The organism is Nostoc sp. ChiQUE02 (assembly GCF_034531305.2).
GTDB lineage: Bacteria > Cyanobacteriota > Cyanobacteriia > Cyanobacteriales > Nostocaceae > Nostoc.
The window spans coordinates 1-18,033 of sequence record NZ_JAVRBN020000003.1 but is presented as its reverse complement, the minus strand read 5'-3'; the positions used below and the strand labels follow the sequence as shown (position 1 = coordinate 18,033).

Annotated in this window: 17 protein-coding genes, 1 tRNA gene and 1 pseudogene; 12 read left to right on the top strand and 7 right to left on the bottom strand. The window is 42.9% G+C overall.

Annotated elements, in window-relative coordinates; genetic code table 11:
- Positions 1–58 precede the first annotated feature (58 nt).
- Positions 59–2,293, top strand: coding sequence for a glycoside hydrolase (locus tag RM347_RS03825; RefSeq protein ID WP_322719046.1), 2,235 nt, complete (start codon positions 59–61; stop codon positions 2,291–2,293).
- A gap of 325 nt (positions 2,294–2,618) precedes the next feature.
- Here RM347_RS03825 and RM347_RS03820 read toward each other — a convergent pair whose 3' ends face one another.
- The gene (locus RM347_RS03820) at positions 2,619–3,179 is read right to left on the bottom strand and encodes a ferritin-like domain-containing protein (protein ID WP_322719047.1); all 561 of its coding nucleotides are present in this window, start codon (positions 3,177–3,179) and stop codon (positions 2,619–2,621) included.
- Between the two features lie 513 nt (positions 3,180–3,692).
- A tRNA-Ser gene (locus tag RM347_RS03815) sits at positions 3,693–3,779 on the bottom strand.
- Between the two features lie 106 nt (positions 3,780–3,885).
- Between RM347_RS03815 and RM347_RS03810 the strand changes: the two genes are divergently transcribed.
- The 7 genes from RM347_RS03810 (at position 3,886) to RM347_RS03780 (ending at position 9,349) form a co-directional block, all read left to right on the top strand.
- Positions 3,886–4,254: a 2Fe-2S iron-sulfur cluster-binding protein gene (locus RM347_RS03810; RefSeq protein WP_322719048.1), complete on the top strand. Its 369-nt coding sequence runs from the start codon at positions 3,886–3,888 to the stop codon at positions 4,252–4,254.
- 70 nt (positions 4,255–4,324) lie between these two features.
- The gene (locus RM347_RS03805; RefSeq protein WP_322719049.1) at positions 4,325–4,870 is read left to right on the top strand and encodes a thermonuclease family protein; all 546 of its coding nucleotides are present in this window, start codon (positions 4,325–4,327) and stop codon (positions 4,868–4,870) included.
- A gap of 237 nt (positions 4,871–5,107) precedes the next feature.
- Positions 5,108–5,920 carry an inositol monophosphatase family protein gene (locus RM347_RS03800; protein WP_322719050.1) on the top strand — a complete coding sequence of 271 codons (813 nt, stop codon included), beginning with the start codon at positions 5,108–5,110 and terminating at the stop codon, positions 5,918–5,920.
- A 74-nt stretch (positions 5,921–5,994) separates the two neighbouring features.
- Positions 5,995–6,957 (top strand): J domain-containing protein, encoded by a 963-nt coding sequence (locus tag RM347_RS03795; protein ID WP_322719051.1) that lies wholly within the window; start codon positions 5,995–5,997, stop codon positions 6,955–6,957.
- A complete protein-coding gene (locus RM347_RS03790; RefSeq protein WP_322719052.1) occupies positions 6,957–8,171 on the top strand; it encodes an ATP phosphoribosyltransferase regulatory subunit in 1,215 nt (404 codons plus the stop codon). The genes RM347_RS03795 and RM347_RS03790 overlap by 1 nt, the downstream gene beginning before the upstream one ends.
- 154 nt (positions 8,172–8,325) lie before the next feature.
- Positions 8,326–8,550, top strand: coding sequence for an indolepyruvate ferredoxin oxidoreductase subunit alpha (locus RM347_RS03785; RefSeq protein ID WP_322719053.1), 225 nt, complete (start codon positions 8,326–8,328; stop codon positions 8,548–8,550).
- Positions 8,551–8,620: 70 nt separating this feature from the next.
- Complete coding sequence (locus RM347_RS03780) at positions 8,621–9,349, top strand: ABC transporter ATP-binding protein (RefSeq protein WP_322719054.1); 729 nt, start codon at positions 8,621–8,623, stop codon at positions 9,347–9,349.
- An 858-nt stretch (positions 9,350–10,207) separates the two neighbouring features.
- On the opposite strand, the gene RM347_RS03775 is transcribed toward RM347_RS03780, so the two are convergent.
- Positions 10,208–11,530, bottom strand: a complete 1,323-nt coding sequence (locus RM347_RS03775) for a hypothetical protein (protein ID WP_322719055.1) — start codon at positions 11,528–11,530, stop codon at positions 10,208–10,210.
- Between the two features lie 333 nt (positions 11,531–11,863).
- Between RM347_RS03775 and RM347_RS03770 the strand changes: the two genes are divergently transcribed.
- Positions 11,864–12,586, top strand: a complete 723-nt coding sequence (locus RM347_RS03770; RefSeq protein WP_322719056.1) for a carbonic anhydrase — start codon at positions 11,864–11,866, stop codon at positions 12,584–12,586.
- A gap of 640 nt (positions 12,587–13,226) precedes the next feature.
- Entirely contained in the window at positions 13,227–14,735 is a 1,509-nt protein-coding gene (locus RM347_RS03765; protein ID WP_322719057.1) for a UbiD family decarboxylase, read from the top strand.
- A gap of 88 nt (positions 14,736–14,823) precedes the next feature.
- On the opposite strand, the gene RM347_RS03760 is transcribed toward RM347_RS03765, so the two are convergent.
- Positions 14,824–14,961: a TauD/TfdA family dioxygenase gene (locus RM347_RS03760; protein WP_428850513.1), complete on the bottom strand. Its 138-nt coding sequence runs from the start codon at positions 14,959–14,961 to the stop codon at positions 14,824–14,826.
- Positions 14,962–15,279: 318 nt separating this feature from the next.
- On the opposite strand from RM347_RS03760, the gene RM347_RS03755 reads away from it, so the two are divergent.
- On the top strand, positions 15,280–15,819 hold the full coding sequence (locus tag RM347_RS03755) for an SH3 domain-containing protein (protein ID WP_322719058.1): 540 nt from the start codon (positions 15,280–15,282) through the stop codon (positions 15,817–15,819).
- 287 nt (positions 15,820–16,106) lie between these two features.
- Positions 16,107–16,352 (top strand): transposase, encoded by a 246-nt coding sequence (locus tag RM347_RS03750; RefSeq protein WP_428850507.1) that lies wholly within the window; start codon positions 16,107–16,109, stop codon positions 16,350–16,352.
- On the opposite strand, the gene RM347_RS03745 is transcribed toward RM347_RS03750, so the two are convergent.
- The 3 genes and pseudogenes from RM347_RS03745 to RM347_RS03735 all read right to left on the bottom strand — a co-directional run bounded on the left by RM347_RS03745 (position 16,321) and on the right by RM347_RS03735 (position 17,868).
- A complete protein-coding gene (locus tag RM347_RS03745; RefSeq protein WP_322719060.1) occupies positions 16,321–16,545 on the bottom strand; it encodes a hypothetical protein in 225 nt (74 codons plus the stop codon). The two genes, RM347_RS03750 and RM347_RS03745, sit on opposite strands and share 32 nt — an antisense overlap.
- A 342-nt stretch (positions 16,546–16,887) precedes the next feature.
- Positions 16,888–17,604: pseudogene (locus RM347_RS03740) on the bottom strand (IS66 family transposase); the annotation flags it as partial.
- A gap of 135 nt (positions 17,605–17,739) precedes the next feature.
- On the bottom strand, positions 17,740–17,868 hold the full coding sequence (locus RM347_RS03735; protein ID WP_322716060.1) for a hypothetical protein: 129 nt from the start codon (positions 17,866–17,868) through the stop codon (positions 17,740–17,742).
- Positions 17,869–18,033: the final 165 nt, after the last annotated feature.

The window sequence follows — 18,033 nt, the reverse complement described above, 5'->3', positions numbered from 1 at the left end:
GAGTTATTGAGTTTTGAATCAACTCCTAACTCCTCATTCTTAACTCCTAACTATTCTTATGTCCCATCCTCTTTACATCGCTTTTATCTGGCATCAACATCAGCCGCTGTACAAATCTCCTGGCAGCGGCGTTTCGCTATCTCCAAGTCAGCAGTACCGTCTACCTTGGGTACGTTTGCATGGGACTAAAGATTATTTGGATTTGGTATTGCTCTTAGAGCGGTATCCTAAGTTACACCAAACGGTGAATTTAGTACCATCGCTGATATTGCAACTCGAAGATTATATTGCTGGCACTGCTTTTGACCCTTACCTCACAGCCAGCTTAACACCAGATGAACAACTCACCCAGCAACAGCGGGAATTTATTATCCAACACTTTTTCGATGCCAATCACCACACTCTGATTGATCCTCATCCCCGCTATGCCGAGTTATACCAGCAAAGGCAGGAAAAAGGGCAAGCTTGGTGTTTAGCAAATTGGGAATTGCCAGATTATGGTGATTTGCTAGCTTGGCACAATTTGGCTTGGATCGATCCGCTGTTTTGGGATGACCCGGAAATTGCGACTTGGTTAAAACAGGGTCGGAATTTTACTTTAAGCGATCGCCAGCGCATTTATTCAAAACAGCGAGAAATCCTCAGCCGCATTATCCCTCAGCATCGAAAAATGCAGGAGGCGGGGCAGCTAGAAGTTACCACTACGCCTTACACTCACCCGATTTTACCTTTATTAGCTGATACTAACTCTGGTCGGGTAGCTGTGCCCAATATGACGCTACCCAAGCAGCGATTTGAGTGGGTAGAAGATATTCCCCGCCACTTGCAAAAAGCTTGGAACTTTTATAAAGAACGCTTTGGACAGATACCTCGTGGTTTATGGCCTTCAGAACAGTCAGTAAGCCCGGCAATACTTCCACATATTATTGACCAAGGATTTAAGTGGATATGCTCAGATGAAGCCGTCTTAGGGTGGACGCTGAAACACTTTTTTCATCGAGATGGAGCGGGGAATGTGCAGCAACCAGAACTGTTGTATCGACCCTATCGCCTGCAAACCGCCGAGGGTGACGTGTCCATTGTATTTCGCGACCACAGATTATCAGATTTGATTGGCTTTACCTACAGCGCCATGCCAGCAAAACAAGCAGCAGCGGATTTAGTGGGACATTTGCAAGCGATCGCTAAAATGCAAAGAGATAGTCAAAGTGAGCAACCTTGGCTAGTTACCATCGCCTTGGATGGGGAGAATTGCTGGGAATTTTATCCCCAAGACGGCAAACCCTTCCTAGAAGCTTTGTATCAAAGCTTGAGCGATGAACCCCATCTCAAACTCGTTACTGTCTCCGAATTTCTCGAAGAATTTCCAGCTACAGCCACTATCCCCGGAAGGCAACTACATAGTGGTTCTTGGGTGGATGGCAGTTTCACCACTTGGATCGGCGATCCCGCCAAAAATCGTGCTTGGGATTACTTGACAGAAGCTAGGGAAATGCTCGCAAGTCATCCCGAAGCAACGGAAGAAAACAACCCAGAAGCTTGGGAAGCATTGTATGCCGCAGAAGGTTCCGACTGGTTTTGGTGGTTTGGTGCAGGACATTCCTCAAACCAGGATGCCATTTTTGACCAGTTGTTTCGAGAACACTTGTTTGGCATTTACAAGGCATTAAATGAACCTGCACCACCCTATCTCAAGCAACCAGTGGAAATCCACGAAGCACAGGGAAGCCACACCCCACAAGGGTTTATTCATCCCATCATCGATGGTAAGGGTGATGAACAAGATTGGGATAAAGCTGGACGCATAGAAATCGGCGGTGCGCGAGGAACGATGCACAATAGCAGCGTCATCCAACGACTTTGGTATGGGGTGGATCACCTCAATTTCTATTTGCGGCTGGACTTTAAAAGTGGCGCTACACCAGGGCAAGATTTGCCAACAGAGTTGAATTTGCTATGGTTTTATCCAGAAAAAACAATGGTCAATAGCCCAGTTCCCTTGGCAAATGTACCAGACGCAGCCCCACTAAATTATCTTTTCCACCATCTTCTGGAAGTTAACTTGCTGACGCAATCGATTCAGTTTCGGGAAGCTGGAGACAATCATCAATGGCATCCCCGTTTCAGTCGTGCTCAAGTTGCTTTAAATAGTTGTTTAGAGTTAGCAGTACCCTGGGCAGACTTGCAAGTTCCGCCAGATTATCCCCTGCGTCTGATTTTGGTGCTTGCTGATGAAGGGCGTTTTTCCAACTATTTGCCAGAAAATGCTTTGATTCCCATTGAAGTGCCTTAGAACTCCATACGTTTGGTGTTATATCATTTCACAAAAAACCTAGTAGAGGCGTACACATCTGTACGCCCCTACAGCTGATTCATGTGTTACAAGGATTTTTGAAAAGTGCATAACAAATATATTCTCAAAAATGCTTTGAAAGTGCGATCGCGCCCCTGCTCAAAAGCCAAGCTACGCGCAGCGCTCCGGAGAAAAGCTTACCGTACCCCTACATAGCGTATAGCGTCTCGTAGAGAAGGTATCACAGGAACCAATAGAGAAGCGAGGTACTTGTGACCTCGCTGCTCTTTTGACTCACCCCGTTACACCAGTGGTTGACACAGAATTAGCGAGACCTATTAGACCTATTACCACTTCCACCTTCAGCCGACTTCGCCTCCTGAAGTAACTGCGGCTTAAGCTGTTCAATCTTTTGAGCAGTCTGCTCTTCTTGCTGCAAGTTTTGCTGTAGCAGTTGCACTACTTGATTCTGCCCCAACTGTTCAGCATCCTTAATCAAGCCACGATAAGTGACAACTTCTAACTGTTCGACCTTAGCCTGTTCCCCTGCAAGCGCCAAATCTACAATTGTAGGATTATCAGCACTCAATAGTATTAATTTTTGACCATCACTAACAAGAGCTGTTGCAACCTCGCAATGAACCCGCTGTGGTTGCTGTCCCAAGGTGCTGAACGCTTGCGCCAGATTCCTAATTTGCTGCTCGGTTTCCCGAATATGGGTTTCGATCAAGGACTTCAACTGGTTATGTTGGCTATACTGCCACATTAATTGCTGTGCTTCCAAAAAGATATGTTCAGCATCGTATATAGCAGCAAGTTCATAGAGAAACTTATCGCGCAAGTTTGTGATTTTTTTGGTACCGGGACGTTCGCTAAGTTGAACCATTGTGATTCTCCTAAAGGTTTGACGCTGTATTTAACAGTCATACCCCTAACCTACGTCTGCTACCCAAGTCTTCTCTTCATACCTCAGGCACAGCTAAGTGTTAAATCTGACTGCTAAATTCAATACACAATCCAGCAGGAAGTAACATCTGTTTATTTTTCACTCATAATCGAGGCATTTTGTAAAGTCGTCAAACTCCTACTTCACTATGGCAACAGCCTGATGAACGGATCGGGTAACTTAAGATAAGGAAAAACTATGCTATTTAAGTATCGCCAAAATTTTACTTATCAATAACTGATATTCATTACTTATAAGTAATGAATATCACTCTTTTACAGCATTGATGATAGTTTCTTATATTAATCGATGGTACAGAAAGTAGTACTTTGGTGCTATTGACTCAACCGAATCACTAAACCAACTAAAACAATTCCTAAACCATTTTTGACTGCATAAAACGGTAAAATAGTAAAGGGTAAAGCCCAAAAGCCTTACCCTATATACGTTCAACGGAGAGGGAGAGATTCGAACTCTCGAATAGGTTCCCCCATTACAGACTTTCCAGGTCTGCGCCTTAAACCGCTCGGCCACCTCTCCAGGTGCCACAAGTTACGATCATACTATAGAATCCCAAAAAATGCAAAGATAAAGAAAGAGATTTTAGATTGAATCTGAAAGTCCCAATTCCAAAACGCAAATCCAGATGTCCCGTACATACACAATTAGAGTTCGCGATCGCGCCACTGGCAAAACATATACCCTACAAGTGCCAGAAGACCGCTACATCCTGCACACTGCCGAAAAACAAGGGGTAGAACTGCCGTTTTCCTGCCGCAATGGGGCTTGCACCACTTGTGCTGTGAGGGTGCTCTCAGGAGAAATTTACCAACCAGAGGCGATCGGATTGTCGCCAGATTTACGTCGGCAAGGTTATGCCTTGTTGTGTGTGAGTTACCCCCGGTCTGACTTGGAAGTGGAGACACAAGACGAAGATGAAGTCTACGAACTCCAGTTTGGACGCTATTTTGCTAGGGGGAGAGTTAAAGCGGGTTTACCCTTAGATGAGGAATAAGCAATTCAAAGTCACCGTACCCTTGAGGGGAAGCCAGCTACGCGCAGCGGCGACTATAAGAGAAGTTCTGATGCCTATAGGTCTTGGTGACTGGGTGCGAAAAATAGCTATTTTGGCTTGCTTATTGCTCTTGGTGAGTTGCCAAGGTAAAAACCAGCTGCCAAACAATCAGGCTCAGGTGAAAGTAGCACGGGTAGTTAGTGGGCAAAGTTTGGAAGTTTTAGGCATGGCTGAACAACCAAATTTGATTTCCCAAGTGCGGTTGGTTGGTGTTGATGCACCAGATTTGCGACAGCGACCTTGGGGGGAAGCAGCAAAAGAACAGTTAGAGAATCTAATTGGTGGTGCAGAACAGTCTGTAACGCTGGAGTTTGATTTAGAAGCAAAAGACAAAATTGGACGAACTCTAGCTTATGTGTGGAAAAATAAGGTGTTGTTGAATGAAGAATTGGTGAAACAAGGGAATGCAATGTTTGTTGGGCGATCGCCTAACCACAAATATGACCTGCGTTTAGAACGTGCTCAACAATGGGCTAGACTCATGGGACAAGGAATCTGGAACTCAGAAAAACCTATGCGCCTCACTCCCGCTGAGTTTCGCCGGCAAAATCTTTGAGTGGGAAGCAGGGGGCAGAGGAGGCAGGGGAGCAGGGGAGCAGGGGAGCAGGGGAAGCAGGGGAGGCAGGGGAGGCAGGGAGGCAGGGAAGCAGGGGAAGCAGGGGAAGCAGGGGAAGAATAACTATTGATTTTGACCAATGACCAATGACCAATGACCAATGACCAATGACCAATGACCAATGACCAATGACCAATGACCAATGACCAATGACCAATGACCAATGACCAATGACTAATGACTAATCTACAAATTTTTCTAGATATTGCGACAGAAGCGGCCTTGGCTGCTGGTGCGATTTTGCAAGGTTATTTGGGTAAGTTAGAAGACGCAATTATTGAAAAAGGACGCCCTGGTGATTTAGTCACTGCTGCTGATAAAGCCTCAGAGAAGTTGATTTTAGAAATTTTGCGTCGCCACTTTCCCCAGCACTCTATCCTCGCTGAAGAATCAGGGAAATTAGGCAATCAAGAGAATGAATACCTCTGGGCAATAGATCCTCTAGATGGCACAACCAACTACGCCCATCAATACCCATTTTTTGCTGTTTCTATTGGACTGTTAATTAATGGTGTTCCACAAGTTGGTGTAATTTATGACCCCTTTCACAACGAGCTATTCCGTGCGGCGGCTGGCTTGGGAGCAACGCGTAACCGTCGTCCCATCCAAGTTTCAGAAACATCTGAACTGAGTAAAAGCCTACTAGTGACAGGATTTGCCTACGATCGCCGCGAAACCTCTGATAACAACTACGCAGAATTTTGTCACCTCACCCATCTTACCCAAGGAGTCAGACGTAGCGGTTCCGCCTCGTTAGATTTGGCTTATGTCGCCTGTGGACGTGTCGATGGTTACTGGGAACGAGGGCTTTCTCCTTGGGATATTGCCGCCGGGATAATTTTGTTACAAGAAGCTGGAGGCAAAGTCACCGCCTACGATGACACTCCCGTCAAAATTGAGTCAGGTAGAATTCTTGCAACAAATGGTTATATTCACAACTCTCTTAGTCGCGAACTTTTACAAGTTCCACCACTGTCAGCATGGGTGTAGCAGGTGGGGGCTTTCCCCCCGACTTTGGGTAAACTAAAAAGAATCTAACTGCTCCTTTGGTGCAAAATCTCTATATGTCTTTCAAAATAGATCGTGGACTATTTAAATATGATTTCATAGATCATCACGCAGTTTTGTGCGTTCCAGTTGATGCGGATGTCAAAGAGATTCGCAAACGCTATCTCAAAATCGCTCGTCGTTTGCACCCGGACAGTAGTTTTACTGAAACCGCTGCTCAAAAACATCTAGGGAACGAATTGTTATCAAAGCTGGTTAACCCAGCTTACGAAAAACTGTGTGGCGATCGCACTCGCACCGAATATATTTTAATTTTGTCGCAAATTGGCAAGCGCCTGGTACAAGAGTCTACTTCGGTAACTCTCAATACCGACTTGGGTAGACAGTTAGCTGATGCGCCTAATATCGATCATTTCTATAAAAATGCGATCGCAAAAATCGGCGAAACCCAATATAATTCTTTAGAGCAAGCGCTGCAAGTCATTGCCCAAGTTAGTGAGTTGAATTTAGTGTATTTAATGCGGAGTGCAAGCAAATCATCCGCAGCGCCGCCGCCACCTGCTCAACCCAAAGTCCAATCAGGTACGCCTCAGCCAAATACACCAAAAAATATACCATCAGCATCAGCATCGACACCACCAAAAGAAGACACGATTGTAGAACAGTATGTTCGTCGCGCTCAATCTTTGATTGACAAAAACCAATTTGCCCAAGCCAAAGTAGAGTTGCAAGATGCCCTGAAGCTAGAACCTAAAAATAGTCGTTGCCATAGCTTAATTGCAATGGTCTATTTGAAGCAAAATCAGCTAAAAATGGCAAAAATCCACTTCGACAACGCTCTCAAATTAGACCCCAATGACGAAACAGCGTTGCAATGGAAACCGAAAATCGATAAGGCTTTAGGACAACAATCTAGCGATCATAAGGTGACTTCATCCCCCAATAATGGAGATAAGCAACCAGATAAATCTGGTAGTGGTGGTTTGTTCGGTGGTTTGTTTGGTGGGAAGAAAAAATAATGGTGTATCAACCAGCAGCGGGAGCCAGGGATTTATTGCCCTTGGATGTGGAGAAAAAACGCTGGATTGAAGATCGGTTACAACAGGTGTTTCACCGTTGGGGATATCACAGGATAATCACCTCAACTTTAGAACGCATGGATACCCTGATGGCGGGGGAAGCAATCCAGCGTCAGATGGTGATTCAACTACAACAAAATGGCGAAGATGAAGAATTAGGTCTACGTCCAGAATTAACAGCATCTATTGCTCGTACTGTTGTGACTCGAATGGCAGGTTTGCGTTATCCGCAACGGCTGTACTACAACGCCAATGTGTTTCGCCGCACTTGGGAAAGTAGACACAATCGCCAACAGGAGTTCTATCAAGCTGGGGTAGAGTTGTTAGGTGCTGGCGGATTGCTGGCGAATGCCGAAGTACTGCTGTTAGTAGCAGATTGTTTGGCAGCACTGGGTTTGCAGGGATGGCATTTAATTTTAGGTGAGGCGGGAATTACGCGATCGCTCCTAAGTGCTTTTCCTGCTAATCTCCAAGATCAAGTTCGCAGTGCGATCGCTCATCTTGACCGCATTACTATAGATAATTTACCCCTGAGTGACAAACTACGCGATCGCGCCCGAATCATCATGGATTTGCGCGGCCCAAGTGCAGACGTGTTGCAAAAAGTCAGTAGTTTGGATCTAGATGAAGAACAGCGAGAGGCGGTGAATAACCTCAAATCCCTAGTAGAATTACTAGAATCAGAGAAAAAATTTCCGTTAATCCTCGACCTCAGCCTCATCCAGACTATAGATTACTACACTGGCATTGTCTTTGAGGTTGTCAACGATACCGAATCCCAAGCCAGAGTTTTAGGGCGTGGTGGTCGCTATGACCAGCTTTTGGGGCTATATCATCCTCAAGGAGAAAACATCCCTGGTATTGGTTTTGGACTCAGCATTGAAGATTTATACCAAGTTTTATTGTCTACTCAGCAATTACCACAAGTAACCCCAGCGAGTAACTATTTGGTAGTACCAGAGACGGCCAGTGCTAACGCCGCCGCCTTTGCCTACGCGCAAAAACTCAGAGATTCTACTGATTTGGTGCGGGTAGAAATTGATTTGGGGGGAAGAGATGCAGAGGCTATTCGCCAATATGCACGCGATCGCGGCATTGCCGAAATTGCTTGGATCAAAGCTGATGGCCCACCAAAAATAGAACCATTGCTTTAGTGGACATGGCGAAAGAGGCAAAGGGGCAGGGAGCAGAGGAGAAAGAGCTAATTATTTATTCTCCCCCTTGCCCCCTGCTCCCTGCTCCCCTGCTTCTTCCCCACTCCCCTGCTAGGCTAGAAATAGCCGATACAGAAAAGAGGGAATCGAGAACATGCCGCATACAATTGTTACAGAAGTCTGTGAAGGCGTTGCTGACTGCGTAGGTGCTTGTCCAGTAGCTTGCATTCATGAGGGCCCAGGCAAAAATACCAAGGGAACAGATTGGTACTGGATTGACTTTGCCACTTGCATCGACTGTGGCATCTGTCTCCAAGTTTGCCCAGTAGAAGGGGCGATTCTTCCAGAAGAACGACCGGAGTTGCAAAAAACTCCGTAATAGTCCATAGTCAACAGTCAATAGTTATGCTTGACTTGACTGTTGACAAATGACAAATGACAAATGACCAATGACAAATGACTATTTATTAGACGTTGAAAATGTCCACGCTGGATACATCAAAGATGTAGATATCCTGCAAGGTGTGAATTTCCAGGTTGCACCAGGAGAATTGGTAACAGTGATTGGCCCCAACGGTGCGGGTAAATCTACTTTGGCAAAAGCAATTTTTGGGCTTTTGATCCCCCACACAGGCACAATTACCTTCAAAGGTGAAAATATCGTGGGGCTAAAGTCCAATCAAATCGTCCAAAGAGGAATGTGCTACGTACCGCAAATCGCCAATGTCTTCCCCTCTCTGAGTGTTGAAGAGAACTTGGAGATGGGTGCTTTTGTACTTAACGTTCCCCTGAAACCAATTAAAGATAAAATATTTACTATGTTTCCCAGACTAAGCGATCGCCGTCGTCAACGCGCTGGTACTCTCTCTGGAGGAGAACGCCAGATGCTAGCGATGGGCAAAGCTTTAATGTTGGAACCTGGCTTGCTGATTTTAGATGAACCATCTGCTGCTTTGTCGCCGATTTTGGTGACACAAGTATTTGAGCAGATTAAACAAATTAATCAGGCAGGTACTGCGATCGTATTAGTAGAACAAAATGCCCGTAAAGCTTTAGAGATGGCTAATCGTGGATATGTATTAGAGTCGGGACGTGATGCGATCTCCGGCCCTGGTGAAGAATTGTTGAATGACCCGAAAGTGGGTGAGCTATATCTGGGAGCGGGTAAGAGACATTAACTCTTTTTAATCACTCTTGCCCCATTCAACATAACACCAGCTTAATAAGGGAGCTTCACCAGGCGATAGCGATGCCTACGGTGGGCTGCGCCTGCGCTATATAACTAATACACATCCTGCCACTGCCGCGACCGTCGTTTTCGATGCTCAAAGAATTCTCCCCAATAATCCTTGCGTTTCTAATCACATCTACAGCTAGTCGAGAAGTAAAACAGGACATTCATTCAGGAAAAAGCGATCAAAATGTAAATTACCCGGACTGCCAAAACCCCGATTAGCAATTTGTAATTCTTAATTACGTTATGGTTGGGGATTTAGCGCAAAACTGGAGCGGAGGTTTCCTCCACTCTGGATTTTGCAACAGAGACCCCAACCATAAGGTCGCCACCTATATAAATGTCTTACTCTAACTGGTTTCTTAATTAAGAATTACGTTAGCGAGTCCGCGTACTCCTGCAAAGAAGCAAGCTACACCCAGCGTCTGTCTGCGACACGCTGCGCGAACGTAGAGAGCGTCATTACGAATTAGTAATTATTATGTTGAGTGCTTTTGGCAATTTGGCATCCAAAATTTTTCTGTTGCGGTTTTAATTGAGATATCAACAGGGTTACAGGGACATTGAGAAAATTCTACAAGGGATGAATTCCCGTCTCAAAATCCCACCCAATGGCCAGTTGTTGACGCCCACGCTCTCGAACCACCCTAAAGGGGATGCAGCGCAAGCGTCACCGCTTCACCACAACTGGCTAGAAATCAAACAGAAAACACATAGTACAAATGGACTTACGCAGATTTAAGTCAGGTGATGCCTCGTCATCACTTAGCCAAGGGGATCATATCAAAGCGATCGCCACCATTTAATGAATCTGTAGTTGCCTTAGTTTATTATTTGCCGATAGTAGTAACTCTTGAGCTTTCAGATAGGCTGTTGTGCCATTTTGCACTTTTTCTAATTGATTAATAATACTCTGCAATTGGCTCAACAACCGATTGCGCTTCACATCATGAGCATCAGCAGGAATTGAAGCCAACAAGCTTTCGATTTCTCGTTGTGCTGCCTCCAAAGCTTCCACAGCATCCGCCTCAGCTTGCCGTCTTACCTTAACTTGACCTAAATTTGCCTCATAAATTGCTAATAACTTCTGTGCCTCGGTATAACCCGCCACGTCTTTTGAAGGAATCTCTTTAAGCCGTTCAATTGCTTCTATCCACAAATTTTCTATCTGTCGCCATTCAGTTACGCTGTGCGGCGGATTTTGACCAGCTTTGGCAGCTTGCCAGGAAAATTGCCGCGCTGCGGTGATTAAGGCACTGATGCGATCGTTCCCCGCTGCCAATCCAACAACTTCCTTAAACTCATGCTTATAATTGTCTAGTTGATTTTGTACAGTTTTTCCTGCCAGAGTTTCACCAGGAATCTGCTCAAATTGATTAAGCGCCGTTTGCCAAGCAGCTGTTGCAGTTTGTTTATCAGTTGCTGTTGCAGCCCGTTCATATTGCTGTTTTGCATTTAAGAAGGTCTGCATATTATCGGTAAGCAAGGACTGAGCATTCTTTTCTTGAAAAACCTGAGCTTCTAGCTGCCCAACTTTACTCCGGAATGCATTAAAACCGTAGATGCTAAAGCGTGAGTCATACCACCAATAGCTGTATTGTGACCAATCGTTGACAAAGGAAGTTGGTAACTGATCTAGATGTTTTTGTGTTTCTTGTAGCTTCTGTTCTCCCAAAGCCAAATCAGCGGGACTAGTAGCTTTTTCAATCAACTGTTCAGCTTGCTCGACTGATACCAACGCCTGCCGATAGTGATTATCCATGCTGATGTAGCTGGGTAGTAACAAAAAAGGTGCATGGATCATCACTGGACGACGAATCACCGGATAAGGCTGGTTCGCCACCCAAATTACACCAACTGGAATGCCTATAAGTATTGCTATCCAAATAAGTCTACTACCTATACCCCGCTTGGCTTTGCGATGCAGTTGCTGAGGGGATGTTTTGAGAACCTGCTTTTCTAACTGCATTTCATACTCTAATTCAGCAAGGGTTTTGGGGGTTAATGGTGTTGCAGGTTTGTTTCGTACTACAGGTTGTGGACTGGAAGTAGACGGATCTATCCCAGAGCTATTTGGAGCATTTTTACGTAGTAAATTCCAGTTTATTTTATTTAAAAAAGCCATATCTATAGCCAGTACTCTGTTAAGTATTCCCAAAAGCGCAGGAAATATAAACAGTAGAGCGTTTTGGCTTTTGACACGAATTATACTCTTTCATAACCAGAGGATAATGTATTAGAAAAATTATCCTAGTTATGGCTAACCTGGGTTTAAATTTGACAAATGTTATTGAATTTGCTTGATGCATATAATAATCAATATGTAGAGGATAAAATTTCTAAAATCCGATGCAGTATGAAGATTAAATGACTCTTAAATCGTGTAAAAGAGTACTCTTGTCTCTTGCTTTAATCTGATATCTTCCTGAAAACAGCTTTATTGTTGTCAGGTAGATTAATGAGTCGAATTAATGGATTTGTAGGGCGACGTGATTTCTTCAAATTTGCAAGTGTGTTAGGTATTGCGGCTACTGCTTTTGGTGATAGCTTTTGGAATCCAGAGCAAACTGCTGTTGCTGATATTCACCCAGTTAACCCTAATCCAATCAATCCGAATGAAGCTATAAAACGCTTGCTGGATGGTAATCAAAGATTTATCCATCAAAAACGTCAATATCCCGATCAATCACTAGAACATCTACGATTAGTTGCTAAAGCTCAGTATCCCTTTGCTGCCATATTGGGTTGTGCAGATTCCAGAGTACCTGCGGAAATCGTATTTGATCAAGGACTTGGAGATTTATTTGTCGTGCGAGTTGCTGGTAATGTCGTCAGTGACACGGTTATAGGTAGTCTGGAATATTCTACAGCAGTATTGGGTTCGCAGTTGATTGTGGTTTTGGGTCATAGAAGATGCGGTGCAGTGGCAGAAGCAATCAAAAACGAGCCACTTCCTGGCAGAATTGGTTTGATTATTGAGGGCATCAAACCATCTATAGAAAAGGTAAAGTTAAAAACAGGTGATAATATGCAGAATGCAGTTATAGCCAATATTCAATACCAAGCTGGAAAATTGCAGGAAAGCTCAACAATTTTAGCCAAATTGATCCGTGAAGGTAAACTAAAAATTGTTGGCGCTTGTTATGATATTGACACTGGTAAAGTCAACATTATTACTTAAACATCTCACACCTTTTAGGTGTAGTATTCTTAGTTTGATGATGTTGGAAAAATTATTAGTTATAAAATATTTTTTATTGATAACCTTAAAGATTAATCAAATTCATTGCTCAACTCAGAAAAATATTTCTTATTCCATTTCACAAAATACTCGTTATATATACATTGGTAGGGGCGTACAGTTTTAAACGCCTACAGTTGATGCATTTTTTGCACAGATTTTTGAAAATGCTATTATGTCGCGATGCCTGGGTTGGGCTACGCTAACGCACGCAAACTTACAATAATTCAAAAGCAAGACACAGCCCAAGCTTGTAACAAATAAACCCAGCAGGGGCTATATAACAAGGCCACCTGCCAGGAAGGTATAGTATATTCTGGCCATGTTTGATTAGGTTAGCGCTTATTTGTAAAAAATAATTGCGTATCCCTAGATACGATAACTAAATACTTTGGAAAACACAGTTAAGAAAAGTTACTAAATCGGTTAATTTCTAATTAAAACCAACAATTCCCCAAATCGAGAGATGGGGATATGGGGACACGGAAAAATATTTCCCAATGCCCAGTGCCTAATGCCCCATGCCCCATAATATAAGAAAGCGCTTCACACTTCTTAAATAATCAGCTTTATTAGAACAATGGCAAGAGACTTGCGGGGATTCATCAAAATTTTGGAAGAGAAGGGACAATTACGGCGGATTTCAGCTTTAGTTGACCCTGATTTAGAAATTGCTGAGATTTCCAACCGGATGCTGCAAAAAGGTGGTCCAGGGTTGTTGTTTGAAAACGTCAAAGGCGCTTCCTTCCCAGTGGCGGTAAATTTGATGGGAACCGTGGAAAGGATTTGCTGGGCGATGAATATGCAGCATCCAGAGGAGTTGGAAACTCTGGGGAAAAAATTGAGTATGCTGCAACAGCCAAAACCGCCGAAGAAAATTTCCCAGGCGATAGATTTTGGAAAAGTACTGTTTGATGTGGTGAAGGCGAAACCAGGACGGGACTTTTTCCCTGCTTGTCAGCAAGTTGTGCTTCAAGGTAATGATTTAGATTTAAACAAGTTGCCCTTGATACGTCCTTATATTGGTGATGCTGGCAAGATTATCACGCTAGGACTGGTAATTACCAAAGATTGTGAGACGGGTACTCCAAATGTAGGTGTGTATCGCTTGCAACTACAATCTAAAAATACGATGACGGTTCACTGGTTATCAGTGCGAGGTGGGGCGAGGCATTTGCGAAAAGCGGCCGAACGTGGGAAAAAATTAGAAGTTGCGATCGCACTTGGTGTAGATCCTCTAATTATCATGGCAGCTGCCACACCCATCCCTGTAGATTTATCAGAATGGCTGTTTGCTGGACTTTACGGCGGTTCTGGTGTGCAGTTGGCAAAGTGTAAAACCGTCGATTTGGAAGTTCCCGCAGATTCAGAATTTGTTTTGGAAGGGACGATTACACCAGGGGAAGTGCTACCAGATGGGCCTTTTGGCGACCACATGGGTTATTACGGCGGTGTGGAAGATTCACCGTTGATACGCTTCGAGTGTATGACGCACCGGAAAAATCCGATTTACTTAACAACATTTAGCGGTCGTCCACCTAAAGAAGAAGCGATGATGGCGATCGCACTAAATCGCATTTATACGCCCATATTGCGGCAACAAGTATCAGAAATTGTCGATTTCTTCCTACCAATGGAAGCTTTGAGTTACAAAGCGGCGATTATTTCTATTGATAAAGCATATCCCGGACAAGCACGACGGGCGGCTTTAGCGTTTTGGAGTGCTTTGCCACAATTTACTTACACTAAATTTGTCATTGTTGTCGATAAAGACATAAATATTCGCGATCCGCGTCAAGTTGTGTGGGCGATTAGTTCCAAAGTTGACCCAGTGCGGGATGTATTTATTTTGCCGAATACACCTTTTGATACGTTGGATTTTGCCAGTGAGAAGATTGGCTTAGGTGGACGCATGGGAATTGATGCGACTACAAAGATTCCGCCGGAAACAGACCATGAATGGGGCGCACCCTTGGAATCTGACCCAGATGTGGCGGCGATGGTAGAGAGACGATGGGCGGAGTATGGTTTAGCAGAGTTGCAGTTAGGAGAAGTAGACCCAAATTTGTTTGGCTATAATATGAAGTAACGTATTAGATATAAACTGGTAAAAATCTATGCTGGCTATCAGCTTAATTGATTTTTATCAGTCAAACTTATCTAAAACTAACAAAATATCAGAGTGAAAAAGCTGGAAAATATAGCCTGATATAAATATCTCTTTGATCGTCAGCAAAACTTCTTCTTACATGAAGTATTTTTGTATTATCAATGATTAAAATATCCCCTTTTTGCCACGAAATTTCCGTGGTTATTTTTTCATTAATTTCATTCAGTTCAGACGGCTGTATCTTAGTATTGACATAACTTCATAATAAAGCTTTGTCGAAACTTAAACTCACTATTGTTGATAACTACACCATATACTGGCATTTTAGTACTCAATCATGTCGTTGTGTTGCAACAATCAGCGATCGCAGGACTAAATTTTGTAAAATTAAAAGTGTTATTACAGTACTAAAATCTATTGTAGAGAATTACATTACAAAGTTAACCATAATTTATTGAAGTAGATTCTGAGATAAAAATAAGACTCCAACCTTGGATACTGATGCCAGATAATTGAAGAAAAGATGACAAAAAAAGTGAAAAATCCAGCATCAAAGTTAATAATAAGATTGGCATCCATTTGTATTAGTGTGATGCTCAATACTGGTATAGCTCATCAAATAAGTTTAGCGAAATCAACTGATCCTCAAAAGTGCGATATTCTTGCCTACGTCACCGATACAGATCCGCAAGGTTTAAATGTGCGGAGTGGTGCAAGTGCAAATAAGACAATTCTAGGACAAATACCTATCAACGAAACAGTTCAGGTTATTGGTGCTGCTGGAGATTGGGTGCAGATTACTAATGCCAGTGATGGTTTTCAAGGAACTGGATGGGTATTTGTGCCAAAATTAGGCTTAACAACGCAGGGCTACGGTACTAATGGCGTAGATTTATATGCTAATACCAGTCAACAAAGCCAAAAAGTGGGAACAATTCCTGCTAATACGGTTGTCAAATTGTTAGGCTGTCAGGGAGATTGGGCGCAGGTGGAATATCAAGGTTTTAAGGGTTGGTTAACAAGGGAAGATCAATGTGGTGCAGCCCTTACTAGTTGTTCGTAAGAATTCAGGAGTCAACAAAATTGAGAAGTAGAGTTAGCTATAGTGCTGGGTGCTGAATTCTTAAGTTCTTAAAGTCTATACTCATAGAGCCAACAGCCAGTACCAGCATTATCAGAAGCAGATGCAGTTTAAGCAGATGCACTGTTGCAAGAGAAAGGTGTACAGTAACAAAAGAATCTATAAATATTTCAATTAGCTAAGTAGAAAGTATCAAAAAGATTAATTGCTTTGGAGTTTTTCTTTGGATCTAATGCATACTCCTGCAACATAAAAGAGTAATTTTTGACATGGTTATTCTCAGAGTTCTGAGAATAACCATGTCACGAAATCACGAAGAATGCCTTGCCCTACTTGAGCAAATTCGCTGGGGTGGAAAGCCAAAATGCCCCTATTGCGAATCTACCAATTCCCGGAAATTGAAGAATGAATGCAGATACCAGTGTAACGAGTGTTTTACTTCATATAGCGTTACAGTTGGTACTATGTTCCACAAAACTATAGTTAAAAATCAGTGGGAAGTCTCGGTGCTTTAGGTTGACCGTTGTTTTCAATATTTTGGATGTGCCATTCTATGTTTTTGTGGAGATGCCAAGCTTTGTTGTATAGAGAAGGATACAACTGTTTGATATCATTTAGTTCATTCAAAATTTCTTCTATTGTGCTTTTGTAATAAGATAATAGTCGTAAATCTTCATGAGGATATTTTTCCGGATTTATATTAGCCATGGTATTCAAATATTGGTAAAAAGTTAGATGATTATCGAATTAAAGGCTTAATGTCTGACTAACTTATATTTTCTATATCTTGAATTTTTAGAATCAACGAAATTTACAATACAAGAATTTCAAAACAAATATTATATTACTTATTTATTTTTGAAAAATCTAGACCACTAACTAGGACAGCCCAGCTTAATATAGAATAATCTCATTGAAAGATTCGCAGAACTCTAAATGCATTAGATTATCTGACTGCGATCGCAACAGTATTAATGAAATATTGTGCTTAGTCTATTTGAATGATTGTCCATCTCAAGTAGTTTTTCACTCTCCCCCAGTAAAAAGGGATTAAGAAGGCACAGGAATAGGAGGATGTTTTATACCCTTACGAGCCTGAGTAAGAACCATTGCAACATAACACTAAGGGTTAACTTTTCTCAGACGACAAGTTTCAACAACACTTAAAACAGAGCAATAAGCTAAACTGCCTTCTGGTGTGCGAGTCCCATAGCTAATACGTCGGGCAATTACAGCATGGCGTAAAGCGCGTTCTGCCTCATTATTAGTCGGCGGTAATTGCGGATTATAAAAACACGCAACCACAGCATCCCAATCAGCTAAAATTTCTTTTGCCAGAGCTTTTAACTTAGTATGCTCTAGCACCGTAGCTAATCGGCAGACTCGATATAAGCGAGCGGGGTGTGAGTCTGATTCATCTGATTCCCCGTCGCCAGTAGCAAGTGTATGTATCAGTTCCCTGAGTTCCTCTAATAGCCACTGTCCCAAATCCGCAACTTCTTGATCTACCGATGTGGTCAAAGCAATGGCTTTACGGATGAGATGGGCTAAACAATGTTGGCGTTTGGGGTAACTACTGTAAGCTCCATAGCCATCAGTGACTAGCCATCCCACAAACGCCTCACTTATCAGGTGCAATAATTCTTCTTTGCGACGACTGCCGATGTGGAAAACCGCGATTGTACTTGTAATTGCTACCCATAACCACCGATATTTTCCTTTTTCATACCAGGGCGTTTCATCAAGGTGGATTATTTCTTGTGAAACGTTCTTATCTTCTCGCTCTGATTCTGAAACGGAAGTTTCACTCCCCGTTGGTTGTAATTCTAGTGATGGTACTTTCTCTTTACTTTTAAATTGGTCTGATGATGGGGGTAACGAACTATTGCTTGAATTTTGCTCTCATTTTTCTAGTTGCTCGACTGCTAAAGAATGAAGATTACCTGCAACTTCTACCAATTTCTCTTTGTCCAGAGATTGGAAGTAGTTTTGGTTCATCTGTGAGAGGTCTTCTTTGCTCAGTCGATTCATTCGTGCTTTGGCTTTATTGCACTATTATTTTTTACATTACCATACGATAGTCACCCCTACTTTTACCTACACTGCAAACTCTTGTTTTAGGGGAGAGAGTGAAAAACTACAATCTTAAGTAGGATGTGTTATGGCTTTAGCCTAACGCACCAGCTTTTGAGCAAA

Bases quoted from the DNA above. Each gene is read 5' to 3' on its own strand.
- RM347_RS03825 (WP_322719046.1), top strand. From the start codon at position 59: ATGTCCCATCCTCTTTACATCGCTTTTATCTGGCATCAACATCAGCCG.
- RM347_RS03820 (WP_322719047.1), bottom strand. From the start codon at position 3,179: ATGGTTCAACTTAGCGAACGTCCCGGTACCAAAAAAATCACAAACTTG.
- RM347_RS03810 (WP_322719048.1), top strand. From the start codon at position 3,886: ATGTCCCGTACATACACAATTAGAGTTCGCGATCGCGCCACTGGCAAA.
- RM347_RS03805 (WP_322719049.1), top strand. From the start codon at position 4,325: ATGCCTATAGGTCTTGGTGACTGGGTGCGAAAAATAGCTATTTTGGCT.
- RM347_RS03800 (WP_322719050.1), top strand. From the start codon at position 5,108: ATGACTAATCTACAAATTTTTCTAGATATTGCGACAGAAGCGGCCTTG.
- RM347_RS03795 (WP_322719051.1), top strand. From the start codon at position 5,995: ATGTCTTTCAAAATAGATCGTGGACTATTTAAATATGATTTCATAGAT.
- RM347_RS03790 (WP_322719052.1), top strand. From the start codon at position 6,957: ATGGTGTATCAACCAGCAGCGGGAGCCAGGGATTTATTGCCCTTGGAT.
- RM347_RS03785 (WP_322719053.1), top strand. From the start codon at position 8,326: ATGCCGCATACAATTGTTACAGAAGTCTGTGAAGGCGTTGCTGACTGC.
- RM347_RS03780 (WP_322719054.1), top strand. From the start codon at position 8,621: ATGACAAATGACTATTTATTAGACGTTGAAAATGTCCACGCTGGATAC.
- RM347_RS03775 (WP_322719055.1), bottom strand. From the start codon at position 11,530: ATGGCTTTTTTAAATAAAATAAACTGGAATTTACTACGTAAAAATGCT.
- RM347_RS03770 (WP_322719056.1), top strand. From the start codon at position 11,864: ATGAGTCGAATTAATGGATTTGTAGGGCGACGTGATTTCTTCAAATTT.
- RM347_RS03765 (WP_322719057.1), top strand. From the start codon at position 13,227: ATGGCAAGAGACTTGCGGGGATTCATCAAAATTTTGGAAGAGAAGGGA.
- RM347_RS03755 (WP_322719058.1), top strand. From the start codon at position 15,280: ATGACAAAAAAAGTGAAAAATCCAGCATCAAAGTTAATAATAAGATTG.
- RM347_RS03750 (WP_428850507.1), top strand. From the start codon at position 16,107: ATGGTTATTCTCAGAGTTCTGAGAATAACCATGTCACGAAATCACGAA.
- RM347_RS03745 (WP_322719060.1), bottom strand. From the start codon at position 16,545: ATGGCTAATATAAATCCGGAAAAATATCCTCATGAAGATTTACGACTA.
- RM347_RS03735 (WP_322716060.1), bottom strand. From the start codon at position 17,868: ATGAATCGACTGAGCAAAGAAGACCTCTCACAGATGAACCAAAACTAC.